Source organism: Alkalihalobacterium alkalinitrilicum, assembly GCF_002019605.1.
GTDB lineage: Bacteria > Bacillota > Bacilli > Bacillales > Bacillaceae_F > Alkalihalobacterium > Alkalihalobacterium alkalinitrilicum.
The window spans coordinates 4690743-4715666 of record NZ_KV917368.1 but is presented as its reverse complement, the minus strand read 5'-3'; the positions used below and the strand labels follow the sequence as shown (position 1 = coordinate 4715666).

The window sequence follows — 24924 nt, the reverse complement described above, 5'->3', positions numbered from 1 at the left end:
CGACTTGGTCAGCTTCTCAATCAACTTATTATGCACTTTCTTTTGGTACTTCTATTTCGTCTCCATCTTTTGTTAATAATTTAGGCATTTGATTATCAACCACTGATTCTTTCGTGATTATACACTTGGCAATATCTTCACGTGAAGGTAAGTCGAACATCACATCTAGCATAATGCCTTCAATGATGGAACGAAGACCACGAGCCCCTGTTTTTCTTTCAATGGCCTTATTTGCAATGGCACTTAGCGCTTCTTCTGTAAAATCAAGCTCTACTTCGTCCATCTCCAATAATTTTTGATATTGTTTCACTAATGCGTTTTTCGGCTTTGTTAAAATTTCAATTAGTGCTCCTTCATCTAAAGGCTCTAAGCTAGAGATGACTGGAAGACGACCGATAAACTCAGGAATTAATCCAAATCGCAATAAATCTTCTGGAAGAACTTTAGTTAAATATTCACCTGGTTTTAAGTCTTCTTGTTTTGTATCTGAACCAAATCCGATAACTTTTTTACCTAAGCGACGCTTAATAATTTGTTCAATTCCATCAAACGCTCCACCACAAATAAATAGGATATTTGTCGTATCAATTTGAATAAATTCTTGATGTGGATGCTTTCTTCCACCTTGTGGAGGTACACTCGCAGTCGTACCTTCAAGAATTTTGAGAAGTGCTTGCTGAACACCTTCACCAGATACATCTCGTGTAATCGATGGATTTTCTGATTTACGTGCTACTTTATCAATTTCATCAATATAAATAATTCCTTTTTCTGCTTTCTCAACGTCATAATCTGCTGCTTGAATTAATTTCAAGAGGATATTTTCTACATCTTCCCCTACATAACCTGCCTCAGTTAATGATGTCGCATCTGCAATAGCAAATGGTACATTTAAAATTCTTGCCAACGTTTGAGCTAGCAACGTTTTACCACTACCTGTTGGTCCAATTAAAGCAATATTACTTTTTGCCAGTTCAACTTCTTCTGTTGATTTACCTAATGAATTAATACGCTTGTAGTGATTATAGACAGCTACCGAAAGAGACTTTTTCGCATGGTCTTGACCGATAACATAATCATCTAAAATTTCTCGAATTTCATGGGGCTTTGGAACTTCTTGAAATTCAACCTCTTCTTCCGTCCCTAACTCTTCTTCAACAATCTCCGTACATAACTCGATACATTCATCACATATATAAACGCCTGGTCCTGCGACTAGTTTTCGAACTTGATCTTGTGTTTTCCCACAAAAAGAACACTTTAATTGTCCCTTTTCGTCATTAAACTTAAACATCGTATCACCCCTTACAGAATTGTACCACTTAGATGCCCTATCCAGTTAATGGCTCGTCGACACCCCAAAGCCAATAGTTGAATTAGATCGTATCCATCTATAAAGGTCATCAAAAAGTGAAGTATTTATAAAAGATCTCTTTTTACCCCAATTATGTATAGCATTGTATCACAAAATGCAAAGCAAGCGTTAATAGTAAAGCTTATGTAGTGAATGTAAAGAAGTTGCCTTACAAATTGATGTCGACTAAAATTCTAACGCTAATAGTACATTCAATATTAGTGATGGAAAATCCTCTTTCTTAGTATGACCGTGTTAAAAAATATGTATTGCTATTCATTTTATGTTGGAGACGTTTCTATTCATCTTGTTCAACTACACCAAAAATCATACTTCATTTTCCCTATTCCAAACTATTTTATTATGTTTTAGATTTTTTTGAAAAATATGGATTTTCAATAAAAATAGCGAATAGTCACTTCCTACTTTTCACATGAACCTCTAGAAAAGACAGTCTTCCTGATGTATAAAGAAAACTCGCCTATTGGCGAGCTGTATAACCGAGACAAGGTGTAGTAGAGGGCATTTATTTTTATCATGAAGGCTAAAGCCTACCAAATGCAATTCATTATGTATGTATTTATTGAAACACCCTACTACAATCTAAGTGGTTTGTAAAACAAGGCACGAAAATTCGTGCCTTGTTCTTAACAATATTATGCAACTGTTTTGCTGTTTTCGACAAGTAATTCAACAGCTTTTTGTACTTTTAAGTCTTCTTTAATTGCATTTGTACCGCCTTGTGCTGCAAGAAGACCTTTAATTTCTTCTACAGAACGCTTGTACATTTCAGCCATTTTCTCTAGCTCTGCATCCACATCAGCATCTGTTACTTCGATGTTTTCTGCAAGAGCAATCGCCTCTAATGTTAAGTTAACTTTCACACGCTTCTCAGCATCAACTTTGAACTGTTCACGCATTCCAGCTTCATCTGTACCACTGAACTGAGCATACATTTCAAGATTCATTCCTTGCATTTGGAGACGTTGTCCAAATTCTTGAAGCATACGATCTGTTTCTGTTTCAATCATTGCAGCTGGAATATCAACCGTTGCGTTTTCTGCTGCTTTTTCAACAACAGTGTCACGTTTTTGATTTTCAGCTTGTTGTGCTTTATCTTTTTCTAACTTTTCTCTAATGTTTTTCTTTAACTCTTCAAGTGTTTCCACTTCTTCGTCTACATCTTTAGCAAACTCATCATTAAGCTCTGGAAGTTCCTTACGCTTAATTTCATGAACCGTTACTTTGAAAGTTGCAGCTTTTCCAGCTAGATCTTCTGAATGGTATTCTTCTGGGAAAGAGACTTCAACATCTTTTTCTTCTCCAGATTTAAGACCGATTAATTGCTCTTCAAACCCTGGAATAAATTGGTTAGAACCGATTTCTAGTGGATAGTTTTCTCCTTTTCCACCTTCAAAAGCTTCTCCATCAATGAACCCTTCGAAATCCATTACTGCTGTATCGCCTTCACCAATTGTACCCTCTTCAACAACGATAAGCTCAGCTTGACGTTCTTGTAGTTGCTTTAATTCCGCTTCTACATCTTCATCAGTAACTGATGTTTCTACTTCTTCTACTTCTAAACCTTTATAGTCACCAAGTTGTACTTCTGGCTTAACTACTACTTTAGCAGTGAAAATTAAGTTTGAACCTTTTTCCATTTGCTCGATATCAATGTCAGGACGATCTACAGGCTCAATACCTGTTTCTTGTACTGCACCCATATAAGCTTCTGGTAATAAAATATCAAGAGCATCTTGGTATAAAGACTCTACACCAAAACGTTGCTCGAATAATGAACGAGGAATTTTCCCTTTACGGAATCCAGGTACATTTACTTTTTGACTTACTTTTTTAAATGCCTCATTTAAAGCTACATCTACTTTTTCAACGTCAACTTCAATAGTTAAGACACCGTTGTTTCCTTCTAACTTTTCCCATTTAGCAGTCATTAATTATTTCCCTCCAACTTCAAATAACATTCATTCCGACTATTATATATACTTGACAACCACTCTATTATAACATACTAGAGACGCATTTCAAGAAAAGTTCAATGCAGTTTACAACTCAACCCCTTGAAATACCTGCTCTTCAACAGCCACGAGTTCATTAGCTGCCTTCACCAACTCATTTACATTTACATTATACTGTTCGGAAATTTCTTTTTCATCAAATTCTGCACCTAAGCTTTCAACCACAACTAAATGGACAGCTCCTGCCCAAACATTCTCTTCTTTAGGCTGTGGTGAAAAGGGAACGAGTGCAAAAAGATATTGCCACCATAGCTGTAAAACCATCTCTTTCAAGCTCGGATTATCTTGTTCTAAGTGATAAGTAATCCTGTTTGCTACTTTTTGACCGAACGGATTTTCAAATAAATCGGTTAAAGCTTGCGGGTTTATGTATTCAACTTGACCTAATTTTCTTATTTCAACTTGTTCATCTATGTTTTTGTCTTTTAAATTTTGAAGAATGAGTGTTTTAAGTATGAGATCTTTTTCTTCATCTTTTAGAAACTCTATGTATTTTTCAAAAACAAGCGGATGATTATGTTTTTTTAATTTTTGAATGGCTGCCCATTGTTTCTTTACATTTTGATCGTCTAAAAGGTTTATAAGCTCAATTGGTGGCTCGTCCTCAGCTTCTTTTACTTTAATAAGCGTATCATCTACAATATGATGATCATCTTCACTCATTTGGCGACTAAAATGTAACAACTGATAAAAAGTTTCCGCTTGAGTAGAAGGTAATTTCCCCTCTGCTAAAACCGCTTCTAACATTGTAACAACCTCTTCATAGCAGGCAAGTTGGACTAGAAGTGATACATGAACTTGCAATACATCAAAATAATCGCCAATTCCTTCTTGTAACATTCGCTTACTCTCAGCAACGGCATCATCTAATTGACCTAATTCGATATAAGTAAGAACAACTCCATAACGAGCTTGAGGATGGTTTTGATTATGTTTTAATGCTTGTTGGAAGTCTTCTAATGCATCATTTAGTCGTTTTTCCTTTAATGCATCCATTCCTTTCTCCACTAGTTTTTCAACAACTCCAGGAAATGGAATTACATTTTCTTTGCTTTTCGTTTCATCATTCATATGAACGCTCCACTCTTGGAAAATTGATCAATTACTAATAAGTCTAACAGTTCATAGGGTCAAATACAAACGTTTGCATAGGAGATATCCGTCTAAAACATAGGCTTCAATGTAACTGTTTATGGCCTGGAAATGAAGTTAAGTTTTACTCCACTCTTACTGGAAGCGGTTACAAAAATAAACAACCGTAAAAACAGTTCTAGTTAGATAAATCCAAGGTTAGAAAACTATTTTCCCTTAATTTATATTGATCTACTTATTCCATTTTAAAATACTTTTTCTGTTGCAACAACTACTATATAAGAAAGCTGAGGAAAATTTCCTCAGCTCCTATGATTATTTAAGCATTTGCTTTTTCATATTCCGAAATCTTATCTTCATAACGTAACGTTAATCCAATTTCATCCCAACCGTTAATAAGCATTTCTTTCCAATAAGGATCGATCTCAAAAGAAGCTTCAAAACCTTTAGAGTCTGTAACTTTTTGCTCTTTCAAGTTTACAGTCAGTTCATAAATGTCTCTGTCTGCTTTTTCAATTAATTCATACACTTGAGCTTCTTCTAAACGAATAGGAAGGATCCCATTTTTAAAACAGTTATTATAGAAAATATCAGCAAAACTTGGTGCGATAACTACTTTAAAGCCATAATCTTGTAATGCCCAAGGAGCATGTTCACGAGACGAACCACAGCCGAAATTATTAGCTGCAACTAAGATTGTTGAACCTTGATTATGAGGTTGGTTTAACTCAAAGTTTGGATTATCTGTTCCGTCTGCATTATAACGCCAGTCAAAGAATAAAAATTTTCCAAATCCAGTACGCTCAATACGTTTTAAAAACTGCTTCGGAATGATTTGATCAGTATCAACGTTTACTCGGTTCATTCCAGCCGCTTTTCCAGTATGAACTACGATTGGTTCCATATTTTCCACCTTCTTCTACTTTAGATAAGTATTTGTGTACTAGGCTCAATCTACACGATTGAAGTAAATAATGTTTTATTTAAACTGGTGATTTATCTAATGTACGTACATCTACAAATTTTCCATTGATCGCCGCAGCCGCTGCCATAGCTGGACTTACAAGGTGGGTCCTTGCCCCTTTACCTTGACGACCTTCGAAGTTACGGTTTGAAGTAGACGCACAACGCTCTCCCTCAGGAACAAAGTCTGGGTTCATACTCAAACACATACTACATCCTGACTCACGCCATTCGAATCCAGCTTCAACAAAAATTTTGTCTAAACCTTCTTCTTCAGCACGTTGTTTGATTTTTTGAGATCCTGGAACGACGATAGCACGTACACCTACTGCTACTTTTCTACCTTTTGCAACAGCAGCCGCTGCACGAAGATCACTCATTCGAGAATTTGTACATGATCCAATAAATACGTGTTGAATACCCACTTCTGACATTTTTGTACCTGGCTCTAAGCCCATGTACTCAAGCGCTTGTTCAATGGCTTTCTTTTCTGAAGTAGTCGTCACATCTTCTGGACTAGGAATTGGTTGATCAATACCAATACCTTGTGATGGATTTGTTCCCCATGTGACCATCGGCTGAATTTCATCTGCTTCAATGACAACAGACTTGTCATAAACGGCACCTTCGTCAGTAGCCAATGCTTTCCATTTTTCAACGACTTTTTCAAATTCTTCACCTTGTGGGACATATACACGACCTTTTAAGTAGTCATATGTCACTTGGTCTGGGCTAATGAGTCCTGCTTTCGCACCAGCTTCAATGGACATATTACAGATCGTCATTCGCTCTTCCATCGTCATACCATGGATAGCTTCACCTGTATATTCCATTACATATCCTGTTCCGAAATCAACACCAAATTTAGCGATAATCGCTAAAATAACATCTTTTGCTGTAATGCCTTGTGCCAAACGGCCATTAACTCGAACTTCCATCGTCTTTGGTTTACTTTGCCACAAAGATTGTGTCGCTAAAACATGTTCAACTTCACTCGTTCCAATTCCAAACGCTAATGCTCCGAATGCGCCGTGAGTTGCCGTGTGACTATCACCACAAACAATGGTTTTACCTGGCTGTGTTAAGCCAAGTTCTGGTCCAATAACATGTACGATTCCATTATCAGGGCTATCAATTCCAGCGATTGTAATGCCAAACTCGTTACAATTGTTTTCTAATGTCTCCATTTGTTTTTTTGCAATTGGATCCGTAACGTTTAAACGATCGACAGTTGGTACATTGTGGTCCATAGTTGCAAACGTTAAATCCGGACGGCGAACTTTACGATCGTTAATTCTAAGCCCTTCAAATGCTTGCGGTGAAGTAACTTCATGAACCATGTGCAAATCAATATATAGTAGATTTGGTTTACCAGGTTCATCAAGCACTGTATGGTTTTCCCAAATCTTTTCAATAATTGTTTTTGGTTTCATTCTACTCTTCCTCCACTTTCATATTTTCCTATAAGAGGTTGTTCAACGTTATACGACTACTTCTCCTTTAATCAGTTCAATGACCTTTGCCGTCATTTCTGTTGTAGAAAGAGTTTCCTCGCCTGGCTTCGCAATATCTCCTGTACGGAAACCAGCTTCAAGTACCTCGCTAATCGCTTGATCAATCGCAGTCGCTTCCTCAATCATTCCGAACGAATACTTAAGCATCATTGCAACCGATGCAATCGTTGCCAGTGGATTAGCTTTATTTTGACCTGCAATGTCAGGAGCTGATCCATGGATCGGTTCGTATAATCCTGGTCCACCACTTCCGATACTTGCAGACGGTAACATACCTAATGAACCTGTAAGCATCGATGCTTCATCACTTAAAATATCTCCAAACATGTTTTCTGTAACGATGACATCAAATTGTTTTGGATTGCGAATTAATTGCATCGCAGCATTATCTACAAGCATATGTTCTAGTTCAACGTCTGGATAATCTTTACCTACTTCAATAGCTACTTCACGCCAGACGCGACTTGATTCTAATACATTGGCTTTATCGACAGACATTAATTTCTTATTACGTACTCGTGCTAACTCAAATCCTTGCTTCATAATTCGTTCGATCTCACTTCGTTTGTACGCTAGCGTGTCAACGACAACAAGATCATCACCCTCTTCACGACGTTCACGCGGTTCACCAAAGTATAAACCACCCGTTAATTCACGAACGATCATCAAATCAACACCGTCAATGACTTCTCTTTTCAATGTTGAAGAGTCCGCTAAACTATCATGTGCTGTTACAGGACGAAGGTTTGCAAAAAGATCTAACGCTTTACGAATACCTAATAACCCTTTTTCAGGCCTCATGTGACCTGGTAACGTATCCCATTTTGGTCCCCCAACTGCGCCTAGTAGAACACCGTCACTTGATTTACATGCATCAATGGTTTCTTGCGGAAGTGGTGTATCACATTCGTCTATCGCCACTCCACCAATTTTAGCGTAAATATATTCAAATTCATGATTATATTTTTCTGCGATCGCATCTAATACTTGAAGGGCCCCTTGGATCACTTCAGGGCCAATTCCGTCACCAGGTAAAACTGTAATCTTCTTTTTCAAATCACTCATCTCCCACTTATTAACCCATTTACTACTTCTTTTACTCTACAGGTTCTAGTTCACGTGATTTCCGATTTAACACACGATTTACTGCGTTGATATATGCACGCGCTGATGCTTCTAATACGTCATGAGCTGTTCCGCGTCCGCTCGTTTCAGTTCCATCGAAACGTACCTTTACGTATACTTCTGCGAGGGCATCTCTACCACCAGTAATTGATTGAATACGATAGTCTAAAAGTTTGACAGGTGATGCGATAATACGCTCCAGCGTATTGTAAATCGCTTCAACACTTCCTGATCCAGTTGCCGCTTCTTGAACCACTTCGCCATCTGGCATTTTCATCGTAATCGTTGCTGTTGGAATGTTCGCTGTACCATAATTAACTTGTAAGCTATCAACTTCATAGTACTGAACAGCTGCACCAATTTTCTCTTCTGTCATAAGAGCAAAGATATCATCTTCAGTGATTTCTTTTTTCTTATCAGCGAGTTCTTTAAAAGCTTTAAATACTTTGTTAAGTTGCTCGTCAGAAGCTGTATATCCGAGCTCTTTAATTTTATCTTTAAATGCATGACGCCCAGAATGTTTTCCTAGTACCATACGATTAGATGATACTCCAACAAGTTCTGGTGTAATAATTTCATACGTTGATTTTTCTTTTAAAACACCATCTTGATGAATACCACTTTCGTGAGCGAATGCATTATTACCAACGACAGCTTTATTATTAGGGACAATCATTCCCGTTAATTTACTTACTAGTGAACTCGTACGTTTAATTTCTTTCAACGTTATTCCTGTATTTGCTTTATAAAAATCGTTACGAATATGAAGAGCAACGGCAATTTCTTCAAGTGACGCATTACCTGCTCGCTCCCCAATTCCGTTAATCGTACATTCAACTTGGTCAGCGCCTGCTTCAATTGCAGCAAGTGAGTTGGCAGTTGCTAATCCTAAGTCATCATGACAATGTGTTGAAAGAATTGCTTTATCCATATTTCTTACATTATTTTTTAAATAACTGAAAATATGAGTAATTTCTTTTGGTGTAATATATCCGACTGTATCTGGGATGTTAATGACGGAAGCACCAGCGTCAATTACTTGTTCAATGATACGCACTAAAAAGTCTAAGTCTGAACGACACGCATCTTCTGCGGACCATTGAATTTTTGGAAAACGGGTTGCTGCATATTTTACAGCTGCTACTGCATTTTCAACAACTTGGTCTGGTGTTAAACGAAGCTTATGCTCCATATGAATTGGCGAAGTAGCAATGAAAACATGGAGGCGAGGCTCTGCCCCACCCTTTAACGCATCCCAAGCAGCATCAATATCTGATTCTACGCTTCGTGATAATCCTATCACTGAGCATCCTTTAATCGTATCAGCAATCGCTTTTACTGAATTAAAGTCCCCAGGGGAGGCAGCCGGAAAACCGGCTTCCATCACGTCAACCCCAAGTCTTTCTAATTGCTTGGCGATTTCCATTTTTTCTTCAAAGTTTAAATTGACACCCGCTGATTGTTCACCGTCTCTTAAAGTTGTATCGAATACATTAATTTTTCGCACTACCTACCACTCCTTTTGATTTGGCCTTGACGAAAGGCATCATTTCACGAAGCTCACGGCCAACCACTTCAATTGGATGTTTTTTCTCACTTTCATTGATTGCGTTAAACTCAGGACGGTTTGCTTGGTTTTCTAAGATCCAACCTTTAGCAAATTTACCTGTTTGAATATCACTTAAGATTGATTTCATCGCTTTTTTCGTATCTTCAGTTACAACTTGAGGTCCTGCAACGAAGTCACCCCATTGAGCTGTATCAGAGATTGAGTAACGCATTCCCTCAAGTCCACCTTCATACATTAAGTCAACGATAAGTTTTAACTCATGTAAACATTCGAAGTACGCTACTTCAGGTTGATATCCTGCTTCTACTAACGTTTCAAAACCAGCTTTTACTAGCGCTGTAGTTCCACCACAAAGTACTGCTTGCTCACCGAATAAATCAGTTTCTGTTTCTTCTTGGAATGTCGTTTCAATAACACCACCACGAGCTGACCCAATTTGTTTTGCATAAGCTAATGCAAGTTCTTTTGCTTGACCTGTTGCATCTTGATATACTGCGATAAGTCCTGGAACCCCAGCACCTTCAGTGTACGTACGACGTACTAGGTGTCCTGGCCCTTTAGGTGCAGCTAAGAATACATCAACATCAGCTGGAGGTTGAATTTGGTTGAAGTGAATGTTGAAACCGTGAGCAAATACTAATGCTTTACCAGCTGTTAATTCAGGCTCAATTGATTCTTTATAAACTTTTGGTTGGTTTTCGTCTGGAAGTAATACCATGATTACTTCAGCTTTTGCAGCAGCTTCACGAACTGGTAGTACTTCAAATCCGTCATTTACCGCTTGATCAAAAGATTTCCCTGGGCGTAGGCCTACAACAACACTAGTTCCACTTTCACGTAAGTTTTGTGCATGAGCATGACCTTGAGAACCATATCCGATAATTGCTACAGTTTTCCCTTGTAATACGCCTTCGTTGATATCTCCGTTATAATAGATGTTTGCCATGATAAATCTCTCCTCTTTAAATGTTAGTTTAGTTTTTTTTATAATTAAAAATTAATTAATTAGTGTAATTCGGTTTGTATCAAGAGATCTTTTTGTTCCACGTTTAAGTGCAGTAATTCCTGTACGGGCTAAGTCTTGAATGCCATACGGTCTAAGGAGGTCTAATAACGCCTCGACTTTTTCATGATCTCCAGTAATTTCAATCGTCATATTTTCACGAGCTACATCAATGATCGCTGCTCTAAATGGATTGACAAGAGCTGCTATTTCACCACGCTGTTGTGGAGTAACACCTACTTTAATTAACGCTAGTTCTCTAGCCACTGTTTGTTCATCAGTAATATCCCTTACTTTAAGAATGTCCACTTGTTTGTTTAGTTGTTTGATGACTTGATCAATATTCCCAATCGTATCGACAACGACTACAAATGTCATTCTCGAAATGGAAGGATTTTCAGTTATTCCTACAGTGATACTTTCAATATTGAAATTACGTCTGGCAAATAACCCTGTAATTCGATTAAGTACACCTGACGTATTATTGACTAGAGCAGTTATTGTTCGTTTCATGGTTTAATTCCCTCCATTTCATGCTGTCCTTTACCAGGAGCAATCATTGGATATACGTTTTCTACTTGAGTAACTCTAAAGTCCATTAAAACTGGACCATCGTGAGCAAGTGCCTCTTCTAACGCGCCTTTTACATCCTCGACTTTATCAATTCGCATCCCCTTAACATCATAAGCTTCCGCTAGTTTTACAAAGTTCGGCTGTGTATTAAATACTGAATTCGAGTAGCGTTCTTCATAGAAAAGCTGTTGCCATTGACGAACCATACCGAGTGCAGAATTATTTACGATAATAATTTTCACTGGTAAATTTAAATCTTGAAGGATAGAAAGCTCTTGTGCTGTCATTTGGAACCCAGCATCACCTAAGATAGAAACGACTGGTGTATCAGGCTCTGCGAATTGAGCTCCAATAGCTGCTGGAAAACCAAAGCCCATCGTTCCTAAACCACCTGATGTAACCCAACGGTTCGGCTTATTAAACTTGTAATATTGTGCTGCCCACATTTGATGTTGCCCAACGTCTGTTGTAACAATAGCTTCACCATTTGTTACTTCATATATTAACTCCATTAGCTTTTGTGGTTTTATTGTTTCTCCATCTTCTTTATACCAAAGTGGATACTCTGCTTTCATCTTTGTTAACTCAGCTAACCAAACTCCAGTTTCTCCTACGGCACCATTTTCTTCTAAAAGCATTTTTAATGCTGCTTTCGCATCACCTACAACTGGAATAGCTGTTTCTATGTTCTTACCTATTTCAGCTGGATCGATATCGATGTGAGCGATCTTTGCATTTGGAGCAAAGTGCTGTAAGGCTCCAGTTAGGCGATCATCAAAACGGGCACCGATACTAATTAATAAGTCACTTTGGTGAATAGCCATATTGGCAGCGTATGTCCCATGCATACCAGCCATTCCCAAAAACAACTCATTTTCACCTGGAAATGCTCCAAGACCTAATAATGTACTTGCCACTGGAATGCGCATTTTTTCAGCGTATTCAAATAATTCGTCGTATGCATGTGCGTGAAGGACACCAGCCCCAGATAAAATACAAGGCTTTTTTGCTTCAGCAACTGCTTCGGCAAGTTTTCTGATTTGTAATTTATTGGGAATGACAGTCGGTTGATAACCTGGTAAATCCACTTCTTTATCATAATTAAACAACCCTGTAGCAACTGAAACATCTTTCGGTAAATCGATAAGTACTGGTCCGGGTCTACCCGTTGTTGCAATATGAAAAGCTTCTTTCATAATGCGTGGGAGTTCCTCGACCTTTCTTACTTGAAAATTGTGCTTTGTAATTGGCATTGTGATACCAATCATGTCAGCTTCCTGGAAAGCATCTGTACCAATAACTGAAGTTGCCACTTGGCCGGTAATAACAACGAGTGGTAATGAGTCAATCATTGCATCAGCAATACCAGTAACAACATTTGTTGCTCCAGGACCAGATGTCACTATACAAACCCCTGGTTTACCTGAGACTCTTGCATACCCTTCAGCCGCATGAATAGCTCCTTGCTCGTGACGAGCGAGTATATGACGAATGCCAGACTTATAAATTTCATCATATGTCGGTAAAATTGCCCCACCAGGATAGCCAAAGATAACATCAACACCTTCTTTAGCAAGTGCTCTAATTAACATGCTAGACCCTGATAATGGTTGCTGCTCCTCTACTACTGAAAGATCTTTGTTTTTCAACTTGGTACTCAATTTTCTTCCTCCTCACTACCAGTTGATTTTTGACTAAATATAAATAAAAACACCTCTCCACCCCATCAATGAACCTATTGGTTCTAGCAGAAGGGGCGAAAAGATGTTATCTTTCCACGGTACCACCCTTTTTTATGACACTTTTACAAGTGTCACCTTATAGACGTAGCTTTAAACCACATCCAGTTTTAATAACGAGTGCAGTGAACACCCGACCAACCCTACTTGCTTACGTTCGAATTGGCACTCAGAGGTGAGTTCATCAGTAGGAGCATCGCCGCCTCTCAGCACATGCGGCTCTCTGTAGATGCTGTTCCTTACTAACTACTTTTCCTCTTCAACGTTTTATATTTATAGTTATTTATATCTATTGTTATATTTTCATGACGCCACCAGTATTAGCTGATGTAACTAGTTTAGAATAGCGAGCTAAGTAACCTTTTTTCACTTTCGGTTCTGGCTCTTTCCAACCTTCTTTTCTATTTGCCAGCTCAACATCATCAACATTGAGTGTAATCGTACGGTTGGTTAAATCTAATGTGATTTTGTCTCCATTTTCAACAAAGGCAATTGGTCCACCCTCAGCTGCTTCTGGGCTAATATGACCAATTGAAATACCTCTTGAGGCACCCGAGAAACGTCCATCAGTAATTAGTGCAACCTTTGTTCCTAAGCCGCGTCCAACAATCGATGAAGTCGGTGCTAGCATTTCAGGCATTCCTGGTCCACCTTTTGGACCTTCATAACGAATGACGACAACATGACCTTCTCTTACATCGCCGTTGTTAATTCCTTCTAGTGCTTCTTCTTGTGAGTTATAGACGATAGCATCACCTTCAAATACTTTGATGGATGCATCTACAGCTCCAACTTTTATAACTCCACCATCTGGTGCTAAATTTCCGAATAACACCGATAATCCACCTACTGAGCTATAAGGATTATCTTTTCTACGAATAACTTCATCATTCGTGATTTCAGCATCTTTAACAGTTTCCCAAATTGTTTTACCTGAAATCGTAATACGTTCAGGATGGATCGCTCCTTCAATTTGACAAAGTTCTTTCATGATGGCACTAACACCACCCGCTTTATGAACATCATCCATTGAATAGTCCGATGCTGGACTAATTTTACTTAAATACGGTACACGTTCAGCAATTTTGTTAATGTCGCTAATGTTATAATCAATTTCTGCTTCATTCGCAATCGCTAATGTATGAAGAACAGTATTTGTTGATCCACCCATTGCCATATCTAATGCGAATGCATCGTCAATTGCTTCTTTTGTAATGATGTCACGTGGACGAATATCTTTTTCTATTAACGTCATTAAATGTTTAGCTGCATCTTTTATTAATTGATGTCTACCTTCTGAAGTTGCTACAAGTGTTCCATTTCCTGGAAGGGCTACACCGAGCATTTCCATTAATGTATTCATTGAGTTAGCTGTGAACATCCCTGAACAAGATCCACATGTCGGGCATGCTGATTGTTCAATTTCTAATAGTTCCTCACGTGACATACTTCCAGAAGCAAATGCTCCGACACCTTCAAATACAGATGCTAGTGATAAACTCTTTCCATCTTTCGTTCTTCCTGCTTCCATCGGTCCTCCTGATACAAAGACAGATGGAACATTTGTCCGAACAGATGCCATAAGCATACCTGGAGTTATTTTGTCACAGTTTGGGATGTAAAATACTCCATCAAACCAGTGCGCATTGATCACTGTTTCAGCTGCGTCACAAATAATTTCTCGACTTGGTAATGAATAACGCATTCCGATATGTCCCATTGCGATCCCGTCATCCACACCAATTGTGTTAAATTCAAACGGAATACCTCCAGCTTCTCGGATTGCTTCCTTTGCAACTTCGGCAAACTTATTTAAATGCATGTGCCCTGGAATGATATCGATGTATGAATTACAAACACCGATAAATGGTTTGTCCATATCCTCTTCTTTTACCCCAGCAGCCCTTAGTAAACTTCGGTGTGGGGCACGATCGATGCCTTTTTTAATCATATTACTTCTCATATTTGTTCTCTCCCACATCTTTTGTCTTATCTTCTACTTGAACGTTTTTTTAGCTAACTTCTACTTCTGTATTAGCTGAGTACACTTTTTCGCCATCTTCAACGACTTTTTGACGGAACGCTTGAAGTAATTTATTTGTTTCTTTACCTGGTTTCCCATCACCAATGACTCTACCGTCTACTTTTACAACAGCAATGACTTCTGCTGCTGTACCAGTTAAAAATACTTCATCAGCTACATAGACGTCATGGCGGGTAAATGGCTCTTCCTTGACTTCATATCCAAGATCTTTAGCTATGTCGATAATCGCATTTCTTGTAATTCCTTCTAGTGCTCCAATATAACCTGGAGGTGTAAGAATTTTGTTTCCTTTAACAATAAATACGTTGTCTGCTGATCCTTCTGCTACATAACCTTCATTATTTAACATCAATGCTTCACTTACTCCAGCTAATGATGCTTCTATTTTTACTAATATATTATTTAAATAATTAAGTGATTTTACTTTAGGACTTAAAACATCTGGTCGATTTCGTCTTGTTGCTACTGTAACAATCTCTAACCCTTTATCGTATAATTCTTTTGGAAAGATAGATAATTGTTCTGCAATAACAATTACGTTAGGTGTAGGACATGATGCTGGATCTAATCCTAAGTTACCTACTCCTCTTGAAACAACCAGGCGAATATAAGCGTCTTGTAGTTCATTAATCTTTATCGTTTCGACAATAATCTGCGTTAACTCCTCTAATGAATGAGGAATAGTAAGCAGAATTGATTTTGCTGAATTATAGAGTCGCTCTAAATGTTCTTTTAACTGAAAAATGTTACCGTCATAAACACGAATTCCTTCGAATACACCATCACCATATAAAAAGCCGTGATCATATACTGAAACCTTCGCATTATGCTTTTCAACAAATTCCCCATTTAAATAAATCCATTGTTCACTCATACGATACACTCCTCTTGTTGCGTAACAATTGTTAGAAAATTTTGAATTCTTGTCGTATAGATAGAAACATATCATTTTCTACAATGATTAAGTGATTAATTATAAAAGATTATCTTTATCTATGCATTTTGTTTGTTATTTTTCTTTTCAAACAATTTTGTATTTGAGGATTATAATACGCTTATTATCGGTGCTGGTCAACCACTTTTTCTAAAATTTTTTGACTATTTCGATTTGTGAATTTTGTTGTATCCGCTTACATCATTACTACATTAGGAAAATGTTATTTTAAAATTTTTTACCTCTAGTTAGAAAGAATTTTACTTCTTTTGTAATAGTTAGAAGAAGAATTGTAAAAACTAGGTTCGGTGATGAATATGTTAAAAATTAAATGGAAAAATTACAAAATTTTATTTACTAAAATTGCTTTACCTACACTTTCCATTCGAAGAAAAAAACCACCTTTTCTCGTACCCGTGAATTTAGAAGAACATAAGTGCAAAAAAGATTGTGAACGAAAATTGTATCAAGCACTCTTTTCACAGAATTATTATGTAACCCCTTATGTAGAGTGCGGAAGGTTCGTTATTAACTTAGCACTTATCCCTTTTCGAATTGCGATTATCGATGAAAAGCAAGCTAGGGATGAAAAATTTGAGAAAACGTTAAAAAAAGAAGGTTGGACTATTATCTACTATAACGAAGAAGACCTAAATAACAATGTTAAAAACGTCGTTCTTCAAATCCATCAAGAAGCAAACAGCTATAAACAACTTCTTTCTTAATTATTTAAAAGAGAGAGCGGATAAGGTAGGTGCCGCTCTCTCTTTTAACGTTTATGACTAGTTACATTACAAAGTGTGATTTTATTTATCCCCACTGAATGTTAGGCGAGCTCCACACGATATGGATCTCACAGGTCGAGGCTTCCTTAGTCTGTGTTCTTTTGTTTGTAACTCAAACCTTGTCTCCCACTTCGTCTTTTTTCCTCAATGCCTTGAAGTTGAGATCTTAGCGTTAGTAAAAAAGGGAGGAGAACGATCCGTTCGCCGTTTTTGCTATTTATGCAATACTTTATCGTTGGGCATAAAAAAACACCCCTATCAAAAGATAAGAGTGCTTGATTATTATGTAATGGCGTCCCAGGAGAGATTCGAACTCCCGACCGACGGCTTAGCTTACCACCATGGCTTTCGCCACCAACTATTGTTGTTTGTAGTCTGGACTATATCTTCACCATTTCAGGTGCGACACGTGTAGTCTCTACGGAACCTCACGATAATCAATAGCATTGTGAATATACTTTGTTTGATTATTCTTTGGCGTTTTTACCCTCAGTGTAATAGATCTTTCGAAATTATGCTGAGCCTTTAAAACACCTAAATCTCCTTTAGTCTTCGTGTGGTGTTTCAATCCAACCACTCCTTTGGAGATCGTAAGTTTCCTCGGTATTACCATCAGCATTACCTGTTAAGGCTTCACCGATATAGTGTCGTCCACTCTGCAAGTTTCTCTTTTCTTACAGAGGCTCCTATTCTTGAAGGCCGTTGCTCTATCCTGCTGAGCTACTGGGACAAATAAATTTGGAGCGGGTGATGGGAATCGAACCCACGACATTAGCTTGGAAGGCTAGAGTTTTACCATTAAACTACACCCGCATGTTATTGATTTTGTGTGTTGCGTTAGAAACAATGTTCGTAACGACAATTAATAATATATAATATTTCAGATCAAAAGTCAACAGTTCCTTAAAACTTTTTAAATGTTGCTGACTCAATTTAATTACTACTAAAGACTTTACTTATATAGTATACCATATTATTAGGATCATTATAAGTAAAATGTGTATTTTCATTTTTAAGTCAACTACATGCAATATGTATTCCATACAAGCCGACTCTTTATCGCGTAAGTATTCGATAAAGTGAAACTTCCATCAGTTAGGGGGTTTCCTCTTCCCCCACTGATGGTTAGTTGAGGGCCACAGGACGTGGCGCATTCTATGTTCATTTATCTAATTACTAGTGATTTATCCTCCACTTATCCTTATTTGATTCCTCGAAGTCTTGAAATGGGGGTATTACTGCCAGTTGTTGCGGGATAAATCTTCTACGATTTTACCTTCTATAGAATAAAACGTCACGTCAACTTGGTTATTATTTTCTATCGTACACATACAATACGTTTGTTCTTTTCGGTTTCGCGGCAGCCTAATACTGCCTGGATTTATATAGACTACTCCATTTTCCATAAAAGTGGTTGCAATATGGGAATGACCGAAACAAACGATTTGTGCTCCGACTTCTTCTGCGCGATAGCTTAATGGAACAGACGTCATTTTTACATTATAGTGATGACCATGAGTGGCATAAAGCGTCATTTGCTCTGATATATTTAATGTTACATCCTCAGGGAATTCACTTCCCCAATCACAATTTCCTCTTACTACTATTACACCTTTTAACTCTTTTGCATCTATTTCTAATTCTGAGTCTCCACAATGAACAATGTAATCAACTTCTTTTCGATGGCGTTCTAATACATTCAATAGCTCGGTTCTCCAACCATGGCTATCACTTATAATTAGAATTTTTGGCATTTGCTCATCTCCCGTTTACTACCACTTCATTTTGGTTATGTGATGTCTTACCATCTCTCTTTTAATTGTTGAAGAGCTTTTGCACGATGGCTAATTTCATTTTTTTCTTCAGATGTTAATTGTGCCATCGTTTTTTGTTTCTCTTCTATGTACATAATCGGATCATAACCGAAGCCATTTACTCCTTCAGGTTCTTTTGTTATTTTCCCTTCACAACTTCCTTCAAAACATTCTGTATATCCATCTGGATATGCTAGGGCGATCGCACAATGAAAGCGAGCCGTTCTCTCTTTCTCAGGAATTCCTTCCATTTCTGTTAATACTTTCATTAGATTTTCGGCATCATTTTTACTTTCTCCAGCATAACGAGCCGAGAACACTCCTGGTCTCCCGTCTAAAGCATCAACAATAAGCCCTGAATCATCCGCAATTACAGGCTTCTGCAAATGATTTGCGATTGTAGTTGCCTTTAAAAGCGCATTATCAACAAAAGTTTCACCTGTTTCCTCAACGTCTGGTATGTCTGGGTAATCAAAAAGAGAAGTGATTGTATAGCCTAGTTGCCCTAGTATCGCTTCAAACTCTTTCACTTTCCCTTTATTTTTTGTAGCTACGATTATTTCTTTCATTCTGTTGCTTCCCCTTGCGTTCCTTCTATTTTTTTCGTTAGCACTTCTGATATCTTTTCACCAAGTGCTGTTTTTTGTTTTTCGATTAAATCTTCAATTCCTAGTTCAGCCAAATATAAAAGTTTATCTAACTGTTTACGTGAAAACGTCGCTTCTTCTCCAGTTCCCTGAAGTTCAACAAATTCTCCTTTACCTGTCATGACAACATTCATGTCCACTTCAGCACTTGCGTCTTCACGATAACACAAGTCTAAAATTTCACCTTGTTCGTTGGTAATACCAACAGAAACAGCTGCTAAAAAATCGGTAACAGGCAATTCGATTAGTTTCTTTTTCTCAACATATTTTTGTAATGCTAACACCATAGCAACATAAGCTCCTGTAATCGCAGCTGTTCGCGTCCCACCATCAGCTTGGATAACATCACAATCAATCCATACGGTTCTCTCACCCAATTTTTCTAAATCAATGACAGTCCGTAATGCTCTTCCAATCAAGCGTTGTATTTCCATTGTTCGTCCACTTACTTTCCCTTTGGACGATTCACGAATATTTCTTTGTTCGGTTGCTCTTGGTAACATCGAATATTCAGCGGTAATCCAACCTTTGCCTTGATTTCTCATAAAAGGCGGAACTCTATCTTCGATTGAAGCAGTACATATCACTTTCGTATTCCCAAAAGAAATAAGGACAGATCCTTCTGGGTGCATTAAGTAATCTCTAATAATTTCTACTTCTCGTAATTGGTCTTGTTCTCTATTATCTATTCTCATTTAATAAAATTCCTCCCTGTAAAAGCCTTACTTATGTAGTATCCACCTTTTTTCATTCGAATATAAGGTGAAATTCGCTGTCCACGTAAAAAGGCAGCAATGTTGCTGCCCTTCTTAAACTACTTCGTTATTATAGCAAATTTTCCTTTAATCTAATATGCTCGTCTTTAAAATTTTCCTGTATTAACATTGATTGGTCGTCCAACTGGCTCAGACAAAGGCTCACCTGAAGCTTTCAAGACCTTCGCTTCTCCATTCACTTCAATCGCTACTTTTTCAACACCAGGCTGTTCAGTTAAAGATAATACGAGCAAGTTTAACACCTCATCAGAAATAGCTGTGTTTTCCATTTGATTTAAAATGGCTTCATTAAAATTAACGGTTACCACTCCATTTTCATATCTAGGGCTGTCTAGTAACTCAGCTCCATTCCTAATATCCGTTAGTAAATTAGAGTAGATAGAAGGCCCTGCGAGGAGCTGATTAACGACTTCTTGAATTAGATCATCAGAATTTTTTACTCGTCTCGTTACAGGTACATAATAAGTGTTGTCCCCATTTTGAGCAAGGAAGTAAAGGGTTACCCCTTTACTATTTACCACGTCAGCCACTTCACTTTGTTCAAAGTTGATACCATTGGTACGACTATAACCTTCTCCAATCGGAGTGTTATTAACAGGCATTGTTTCTTGATCGTATCCGTTAATTCGGATCTGTACTTTATCTACATTTTCAAATTGAGTTAGCGTCCAAGTAATCGATTGTAGAATTTGTAACTCTTGTTCTGGGTTATATGTTTTAAAATCTTCAGAGAAGTCAGCAATCGCTGTTCGTTCTTCTTCTTTAAAATGAACATCTACTTCAGTACCTGCAGGTAATACCGCTTTAAAACCATTAGGTAGCAGATTAGATACTGGACCGCCATCTACTAAATACTCTAATGATTGTTTTAAGACACCTTGAGTCCTCGGTAAATCAAATGTTTGTGAAACTACCATTCCGTTTTGGTCAATTAAGTATAACTCTCTTTTTACAGTTTCCATTGGTGCATCTTGTTCTTCAACTGGTTCTTCTTCCGTTCCGATGGTTTCAAATTCCTCCTCCTCGAGTGCTTCGCCTTCATCAACATAATTTATTTGAGGAGCATCCATTTCCTGCATCGCATCATTTGAACCAAGAGAACATCCAGATATAATTAGCGTTAGAAATAGTAGCAGCGGGACTCCTGTTTTGAACAATTTGCTCATTCTTTTCCCTCCTAAGGTAGTTTGTACTAGTATGTATACGAGCCTATTTTTAAAAATAGACCATCTTTGTCTAGAAAATTAGGACAGGGAAAAAAGCGAGTTCATTTTGAGCGGCTTTACGTATTTTAACTAAAATAAAAAATAACTAACCCTAATTCAGTAGAAAAAACGTTTAATCGCGAGAACAAAAAATGACTTTAATTCCTATAATCTTTTTAAAGAAACAGAGCAAAAAAGGCTAGAAAATTCCAGCCTTCTATTTTTTCCGTATTACCCTAAATAAATCGTTTCTACATGATCAAGGTCAATTTTGAGCCAACTACTTGCAATTTTTTTAAATGTTTCACTATCACCTGTCGTGTAAAATACATGATTTGGATGGCGGTCATCTGTAAAAAGTAGTTTTTGATGATATAAAAGGGCGCTCACTTCACGAGCGGTTTCGTCCCCAGAACTAATTAACGTGATCTCACTGCCAACTACACGTTGAATGACTTGACGTAGTAACGGATAGTGTGTACAACCTAGGATTAGCGTATCAAACTTTTTTTGAAGAAGTGGCTTTAACGTTTCCGATACAATATCCATAACTTCTTGACCCTTGAATATCCCTCTTTCAACTAAAGGAACGAACGGCGGACAAGCCATGCTTTCAACATTTACATTACTATTAATATCTTTCAATGCTTTATTATATGCTTTACTTTGGATCGTTCCCGTTGTTCCAATAACCGCAACATGATCATTTTTCGTCACTTTTAATGCAGTAATTGCCCCAGGATGAACAACACCTATCACAGGAATAGACAATTTTTCCTTCACTTCTTCTAGAACGACTGCAGTGGCTGTGTTACAGGCAATAACTAACATCTTTATACGTTCTTGCAATAGCCGTTCAATCATTTGCCATGTAAACGCACGCACTTCCTCTTGTGGTCGTGGCCCATATGGACAGCGAACGGTATCCCCAATATAAATAATTTGTTCTTTAGGTAACTGACGAAGGATTTCTTTTGCAACCGTTAATCCTCCTAGTCCTGAATCAATAACACCAATCGGTCTATCCAATATTCTCCCTCAATTTCTATCTATGTTGTCTTTATCAGTCAAAAAACTCGCCTATGAAGAAAATATATCCACTTCCGTTGCGCACTTTGACTGCCTTTTAAAAGTATTTTAGTTATTTATGTCTTTTGCTGATGACTCCATTTCCTGATGAAGAACATGTAAACTCTTTTCTAGGAATGCAATTTCTTCGTCGGAAAAATTTTGTAGGACATCTTTTAGATAATCTTGTCTTTTCTTTATTACTTCTTGAATAATCGTTTCTCCTTTTTCTAGTAAGTGAATGCGAACGACTCTTCTGTCATTTTGATCTTTTACTCGTTCGACTAACTCGTTTTTTTCCATACGATCTACAAGGTCAGTCGTTGTACTGCACGCTAGGTACATTTTATTTGATAAATCTCCGATCGTCATATCACCTATTTCATTTAACCACTGTAAAGCTACAAATTGTGGTGGGGTAATTGGAAATTGATTAAGTATGACACGACCTTTTTGTTTTATAATTTGAGCGACTTTTCTTAATGACTTTTCAATGTGCTCTACTTGCTGTACTTCTGCCATGATCTTCCCTCCTATTATCGTTTTTCTATATAAAGTTTATTGTTATTGACGTTATCTTAACTATTTTCCCTGTTTTCATAGAGAATTGCAACAGAAAATGCTTGGCAAATGTGAAGAAGAGTTGTCAAATGACAACTCTTCTTCTTCTATTATTATTGACTCGTATACAATGTTAATCTCTCTTTTACTGCTTGCTCTACTTCTTCAGCCGTACTTTTCCCTAACATTTCTCTTGCAAACATTTCTAATTCTTGCTTTGACAATTTAGCAATTTGACTACGTGCAGGTAATATAGAGGTTGCACTCATACTAAACTCATCAAGTCCTAATCCTAATAAAATAGGGATTGCGATTTCATCACCAGCCATCTCTCCACACATTCCTGCCCACTTTCCTTCTTTATGTGCTGCCTCAATAACCATATTCACGAGGCGAAGAATTGCAGGATGATACGGCTGGTATAAATAAGATACTTGTTCGTTCATACGATCAGCCGCCATCGTATATTGAATTAAATCGTTGGTTCCAACACTAAAGAAATCCGTTTCTTTAGCAAACAGGTCCGCGGTTACTGCTGTTGAAGGAATTTCTACCATCATTCCAACTTCAATTGAATCTGAAACTTGATGCCCTTCTTCTTGAAGTTTCGCTTTTTCCTCTGCTAGTATAGCTTTCGCTTGTCTCAACTCTTCAATGGTTGCAATCATCGGAAACATGATTTTTAAGTTCCCGTACATACTAGCTCGCAGTAGTGCACGGAGTTGTGTACGGAAAATATCTTGATGCTCTAGACAAAGCCTAATCGCTCTAAACCCTAAAAATGGATTCATTTCTTTTGGAAGATCTAAGTATGGGAGCTCTTTATCCCCACCAATATCGAGGGTACGAATAACAACAGGTTTATTTTCCATACGCTCTAGAACAGTTTTATAAGCTTTATACTGTTCTTCTTCTGTTGGTAGTTGATCTCTACCCATGTATAGAAACTCGGTTCGATATAAGCCGATTCCTTCTGCACCGTTATTAATAACACCTGATAAATCTTCTAGTGTACCGATGTTTGCAGCTAGTTCGACGTGATGTCCATCCGTTGTTTTGGACGGTTCGTTCACTAACTTTGCCCACTCTATCTTTTGTAGTTCATACTTTTCCTTTTTCTGCTCATAAGCACGTATTGTTGCTTCATCAGGTTGAACAATGACGATTCCTTCAAGTCCATCAATTATGACTATATTGCCATTTACTATAGATGAAGTCGCTTCTTTCGTTCCGACAACAGCTGGAATTTCCATTGAACGCGCCATAATAGCGGAATGAGAAGTTCTCCCACCAATATCAGCTGCAAACCCTTGAACAAACTTAGGGTTGAGTTGTGCGGTATCCGATGGAGTTAAATCCTTCGCAATAACAATCGTTGCTTCATCTATTGCGGCTAATGACTTCATCTGTATTCCAAGTAAGTGACCTAATACTCGTTTGGATACATCACGAATATCCGCGGCTCGCTCTTTCATATATTCATTGTCCATTGATTCAAACATTGAAATAAATGTTTTTGACACTTCATGTACTGCTGTTTCTGCATTTACTTTTTCATTGTCGATATGAGATTGCATTCCACCCATAAATTCAGGGTCACTCAATACAAGGAGATGAGCAGCGAAAATTGCTGCTTCTTCTTCTCCTAAGTCGACTTCTGCTTTTTCCTTTATGAGGGTAAGATCAGCTTTCGCTTTTTCTAATGCCGTTTCAAGTCTTGATTTCTCACCTGAAACATCTTCCACTGTCTTTTTCTCAAAGGAATAGTCAGGCTCTTCGAGTAGATAGGCCTGTGCAATCGCGATTCCAGTTGAAGCAGCTATTCCTGTAATTTGTTTCATTATTCTCCTAACCCTTCCTTAATAACACCTTCAATGGCTTGTAATGCTTCCGCCTCATCTGAACCATCGGCTTTAATTGTTACTTCTGCCCCTTGGCCAACACCTAATGACATAACCCCCATAATTGATTTTAAATTCACTGATTTACCTTTATATTCTAACGTGAGATCTGAAGAAAATTGACCCGCTTTGTTAACAAGTTGTGTTGCTGGACGTGCATGTATTCCGGTTTCTGCAGTAATTTTAAACGTTTTTTCTACCATGAGATCTACCTCTTTCT

Annotated in this window: 21 protein-coding genes, 1 tRNA gene and 1 other annotated feature; of the genes, 1 reads left to right on the top strand and 21 read right to left on the bottom strand. The window is 37.7% G+C overall.

What is annotated here, in order from left to right; translation table 11 throughout:
- Positions 1-28: 28 nt before the first annotated feature.
- The 12 genes from clpX to ilvE form a co-directional block, all read right to left on the bottom strand.
- A complete protein-coding gene (gene clpX, locus BK574_RS22775) occupies positions 29-1294 on the bottom strand; it encodes an ATP-dependent protease ATP-binding subunit ClpX (protein WP_075385755.1) in 1266 nt (421 codons plus the stop codon).
- 716 nt (positions 1295-2010) lie between these two features.
- Complete coding sequence (gene tig / locus BK574_RS22770; RefSeq protein ID WP_078430194.1) at positions 2011-3306, bottom strand: trigger factor; 1296 nt, start codon at positions 3304-3306, stop codon at positions 2011-2013.
- A gap of 111 nt (positions 3307-3417) precedes the next feature.
- On the bottom strand, positions 3418-4461 hold the full coding sequence (locus BK574_RS22765; RefSeq protein ID WP_075385753.1) for a tetratricopeptide repeat protein: 1044 nt from the start codon (positions 4459-4461) through the stop codon (positions 3418-3420).
- A gap of 340 nt (positions 4462-4801) precedes the next feature.
- Entirely contained in the window at positions 4802-5386 is a 585-nt protein-coding gene (leuD, locus tag BK574_RS22760; RefSeq protein ID WP_075385752.1) for a 3-isopropylmalate dehydratase small subunit, read from the bottom strand.
- A 79-nt stretch (positions 5387-5465) separates the two neighbouring features.
- Complete coding sequence (gene leuC / locus BK574_RS22755) at positions 5466-6878, bottom strand: 3-isopropylmalate dehydratase large subunit (protein WP_075385751.1); 1413 nt, start codon at positions 6876-6878, stop codon at positions 5466-5468.
- 48 nt (positions 6879-6926) lie between these two features.
- Positions 6927-8015 carry a 3-isopropylmalate dehydrogenase gene (leuB, locus tag BK574_RS22750; RefSeq protein ID WP_078430193.1) on the bottom strand — a complete coding sequence of 363 codons (1089 nt, stop codon included), beginning with the start codon at positions 8013-8015 and terminating at the stop codon, positions 6927-6929.
- Positions 8016-8055: 40 nt separating this feature from the next.
- Positions 8056-9591, bottom strand: coding sequence for a 2-isopropylmalate synthase (locus BK574_RS22745; RefSeq protein ID WP_078430192.1), 1536 nt, complete (start codon positions 9589-9591; stop codon positions 8056-8058).
- Positions 9578-10600: a ketol-acid reductoisomerase gene (gene ilvC / locus BK574_RS22740; protein ID WP_075385748.1), complete on the bottom strand. Its 1023-nt coding sequence runs from the start codon at positions 10598-10600 to the stop codon at positions 9578-9580. The genes BK574_RS22745 and ilvC overlap by 14 nt, the downstream gene beginning before the upstream one ends.
- Before the next feature lie 51 nt (positions 10601-10651).
- Positions 10652-11170, bottom strand: a complete 519-nt coding sequence (ilvN, locus tag BK574_RS22735; RefSeq protein WP_075385747.1) for an acetolactate synthase small subunit — start codon at positions 11168-11170, stop codon at positions 10652-10654.
- A complete protein-coding gene (gene ilvB / locus BK574_RS22730) occupies positions 11167-12891 on the bottom strand; it encodes an acetolactate synthase large subunit (protein ID WP_078430191.1) in 1725 nt (574 codons plus the stop codon). The genes ilvN and ilvB overlap by 4 nt, the downstream gene beginning before the upstream one ends.
- A gap of 88 nt (positions 12892-12979) precedes the next feature.
- Positions 12980-13241, bottom strand: a binding site (T-box leader).
- Positions 13242-13264: 23 nt separating this feature from the next.
- A complete protein-coding gene (gene ilvD / locus BK574_RS22725; RefSeq protein WP_078430190.1) occupies positions 13265-14932 on the bottom strand; it encodes a dihydroxy-acid dehydratase in 1668 nt (555 codons plus the stop codon).
- A 49-nt stretch (positions 14933-14981) separates the two neighbouring features.
- The gene (gene ilvE, locus BK574_RS22720; protein WP_078430189.1) at positions 14982-15887 is read right to left on the bottom strand and encodes a branched-chain-amino-acid transaminase; all 906 of its coding nucleotides are present in this window, start codon (positions 15885-15887) and stop codon (positions 14982-14984) included.
- 371 nt (positions 15888-16258) lie between these two features.
- On the opposite strand from ilvE, the gene BK574_RS22715 reads away from it, so the two are divergent.
- Positions 16259-16672 carry a hypothetical protein gene (locus BK574_RS22715; protein WP_158211728.1) on the top strand — a complete coding sequence of 138 codons (414 nt, stop codon included), beginning with the start codon at positions 16259-16261 and terminating at the stop codon, positions 16670-16672.
- A 799-nt stretch (positions 16673-17471) separates the two neighbouring features.
- Here the strand turns inward: BK574_RS22715 and BK574_RS22710 are convergent.
- From BK574_RS22710 to BK574_RS22670, 9 genes are all read right to left on the bottom strand, one after another.
- Positions 17472-17545 (bottom strand) — tRNA-Gly (locus BK574_RS22710).
- 422 nt (positions 17546-17967) lie between these two features.
- Positions 17968-18486 (bottom strand): metallophosphoesterase family protein, encoded by a 519-nt coding sequence (locus tag BK574_RS22705; protein WP_078430187.1) that lies wholly within the window; start codon positions 18484-18486, stop codon positions 17968-17970.
- 47 nt (positions 18487-18533) lie between these two features.
- Positions 18534-19115, bottom strand: coding sequence for an XTP/dITP diphosphatase (locus BK574_RS22700; RefSeq protein ID WP_078430186.1), 582 nt, complete (start codon positions 19113-19115; stop codon positions 18534-18536).
- Entirely contained in the window at positions 19112-19888 is a 777-nt protein-coding gene (gene rph / locus BK574_RS22695) for a ribonuclease PH (protein ID WP_078430185.1), read from the bottom strand. Before rph ends, BK574_RS22700 begins: the two co-directional genes overlap by 4 nt.
- 167 nt (positions 19889-20055) lie before the next feature.
- Positions 20056-21135: a GerMN domain-containing protein gene (locus BK574_RS22690; RefSeq protein ID WP_078430184.1), complete on the bottom strand. Its 1080-nt coding sequence runs from the start codon at positions 21133-21135 to the stop codon at positions 20056-20058.
- A 270-nt stretch (positions 21136-21405) separates the two neighbouring features.
- Positions 21406-22203 carry a glutamate racemase gene (gene racE, locus BK574_RS22685; protein ID WP_078430183.1) on the bottom strand — a complete coding sequence of 266 codons (798 nt, stop codon included), beginning with the start codon at positions 22201-22203 and terminating at the stop codon, positions 21406-21408.
- 108 nt (positions 22204-22311) lie between these two features.
- Positions 22312-22764, bottom strand: coding sequence for a MarR family winged helix-turn-helix transcriptional regulator (locus tag BK574_RS22680; protein WP_075388283.1), 453 nt, complete (start codon positions 22762-22764; stop codon positions 22312-22314).
- A gap of 152 nt (positions 22765-22916) precedes the next feature.
- Positions 22917-24644, bottom strand: a complete 1728-nt coding sequence (gene ptsP / locus BK574_RS22675) for a phosphoenolpyruvate--protein phosphotransferase (RefSeq protein WP_078430182.1) — start codon at positions 24642-24644, stop codon at positions 22917-22919.
- The gene (locus BK574_RS22670) at positions 24644-24907 is read right to left on the bottom strand and encodes a phosphocarrier protein HPr (protein ID WP_078430181.1); all 264 of its coding nucleotides are present in this window, start codon (positions 24905-24907) and stop codon (positions 24644-24646) included. The genes ptsP and BK574_RS22670 overlap by 1 nt, the downstream gene beginning before the upstream one ends.
- Positions 24908-24924: the final 17 nt, after the last annotated feature.